Here is a 2,424-nt window from a genome sequence, read left to right as displayed (position 1 = left end):
CCTGGATCGTCTGCCGGCCGAGCCGCGGACGATGCTCGTGTGGGATCCGATGGGCGGGCCGATCGCGGTCGCGGTCGCAGAGCGGCTGGCGGCGCTCGGCCACCGGGTGCACTACGCGACGTGCGATCCCATCGCCGGATCGCGGCTCGCACCCACCGGCGACCTGGTCGACGCGAACGCCCGGCTGCACCGGGCCGGCATCTCCCGCCAACGCAGCGTCACGGTGCGCGCGGTCGACCCGACCGGTGTCCACCTCGAGAACCCGGTCACCGGGCAACGGGCCACCGTTCCGGATGCACTATTGGTGGACTGCTCAGCGGGATTGCCTGATGACAAATTCGCCGGGATCAGGCGCAATGGAATCGGTGACTGCGTCGCACCACGGACGGTGCGGGAGGCGATCCGGGAGGGGTATCGTCTCGCCGCAGAACTGCAATAGATTTCAATCGCGGATCGAAGGGAACGCCACATGGGCGAGTTCGACGGCAAGGTTGTCTTCATCACCGGCATCGCGCGCGGGCAGGGCCGAAACCACGCGCTGCGTTTCGCGCGGGAAGGGGCCTCGATCATCGGCGTCGACGTCGCCGGACCGGTCTCCGAGTACGTCGCCTACGAGCAGGCGACCCGTGAGGACTTCGACGAGACCGTGCGGCTCGTCGAGGAAGCCGGCGGCAAGATCGTCGCCCGCATCGCCGACGTGCGCGACAGTGCGGCCCTGAAGGCTGTCGTCGACGAAGGGGTCGCCCAGTTCGGCCGCCTCGACGTCGTCGTCGCCAACGCGGGCATCTGCTCGTGGAACCGTTTCTGGGAGATGCCCGACGAGCAGTTCGAGGAACTGATCGACATCAACCTGACCGGCGTCTTCAAGACCCTCAAGGCCGCCACCCCCGCGATGATCGAGGCGGGCAACGGCGGCTCGATCATCCTCGTCAGCTCGGTCGCGGGCCTGAAGGCCATGCCCGGCCAGATCAACTACGCCGCAGCGAAGTTCGGTCTCGTCGGCATGACCCAGACCGCCGCGAAGGAGCTGGGCGAGTACCGCATCCGCGTCAACTCGATCCACCCGTACGGCGTGAACACGCCGATGGGCACCGATCCGGGTGCGCTGAAGATGTTCGAGAAGTACCCGCACTGGCTCCCCAACTTCGCGCCGATCCTCACCGAGAAGCCGATCGCCGACCCGGACGACACGTCCGATGCCGTGCTGTTCCTCGCGAGCGACCGCGCCAAGACCATCACCGGCAGCCAGATGGCGCTCGACCAGGGCAACTCGAAGGTCTGACCGGTGCCGCGTGACGTGACCGGCGCCGACCCGCACGATCGGTTGCGGCTCGGCCCGGTCACGCTGCGCAACCGCATCGTCTTTCCCGCGCACCTGACGAACTTCGCCGTCGACGGCGAGATCACCGACCGGCACATCGCCTACTACGTCGCGCGTGCCCGTGGCGGCGCGGCGATGATCGTCACCGAAGAGCACACGGTGCACCCGTCGGATAGGCCGTACGAGAAGCTGATCCGCGGCTGGGACCCGGCCGTGCTGCCGGGCTACCGCCGTCTCACCGACGCGGTGCACTCCCAGGGCGCGCGAATCCTCGCTCAGCTCAACCACAACGGCGCCCAGGGCACCGGCATGTACACCGGCCGGCCGCTGTGGGCGCCGGCGCCGGACCCGGATCCGCTGTTCCGGGAGGTGCCCGTCGCGATCGGCGCGGACGAGATCCGCGAACTCGTCGCGGGCTACGCGGACGTGGCCCGGCGCTGCGCCGACGGCGGATTCGACGGCGTCGAGATCCAGTGCTCGCAGGCATCGATCCTGCGCGCGTTCCTCGCCCCCGGCACCAGCCCGCGCACCGACGGCTACGGCGGCGACCTCGACCGACGCGCCCGGCTGCTGCTCGAGGTCGTCGCCGCGGTGCGTGAAGCGTTCGGTCCCGGATACGTCCTCGGGGTCCGGTTGAGCGGCCACGACGGCACCCCCGGCGGCATCGACCTCGACGACGCCGTGCGCGTCGCGCGCATGCTCGAAGCGACCGGGCACGTGGACTACCTGAGTACCTCGGTCGGGGTCGCGACCGAGACCCTGTATCTCGTCGAGGCGCCCATGTCGACGCCGCACGGCTATTCGCTGTTCGTGCCCGACGCCATCCGCGCCGCCGTCGCCCTGCCCGTGGTCGGGGTGGGCCGCTTCACGACCCCGGACCAGGTCCGCGCGGCCCTGGCCGACGGGGTCTGCGATCTCGTCGGGGCGGTGCGCGCCCACATCGCCGATCCCGGTTTCGCGGGCAAAATCCTCGACGGACGCGGCGACGAGATCCGCCCGTGCATCGGCTGCAATCAGGACTGCATCGGCCGTGTCGGGCTCGGCCGCCCGATCGGCTGCGCGGTCAATCCGTACGCCGGATACGAGGACACGCCACTGCCCGA

Annotated in this window: 1 protein-coding gene and 2 pseudogenes; all 3 read left to right on the top strand. The window is 69.9% G+C overall.

Annotated features, from left to right (window positions below):
* Positions 1-439: pseudogene (locus ACN675_RS28775) on the top strand (2,4-dienoyl-CoA reductase); the annotation flags it as partial.
* 30 nt (positions 440-469) lie between these two features.
* Positions 470-1,282, top strand: a complete 813-nt coding sequence (locus tag ACN675_RS28770; protein ID WP_420754055.1) for a mycofactocin-coupled SDR family oxidoreductase — start codon at positions 470-472, stop codon at positions 1,280-1,282.
* A gap of 3 nt (positions 1,283-1,285) precedes the next feature.
* A pseudogene (locus ACN675_RS28765) lies at positions 1,286-2,424 on the top strand (mycofactocin system FadH/OYE family oxidoreductase 2); the annotation flags it as partial.

Source organism: Rhodococcus sp. O3 (assembly GCF_048897285.1).
Lineage (GTDB): Bacteria > Actinomycetota > Actinomycetes > Mycobacteriales > Mycobacteriaceae > Rhodococcus.
The sequence above is the reverse complement of the archived record's forward strand: the minus strand, read 5'-3'. Positions and strand labels throughout refer to the sequence as shown.

Coding starts and splice junctions, on each gene's coding strand:
- ACN675_RS28770 (WP_420754055.1), top strand. CDS start 470: ATGGGCGAGTTCGACGGCAAGGTTGTCTTCATCACCGGCATCGCGCGC.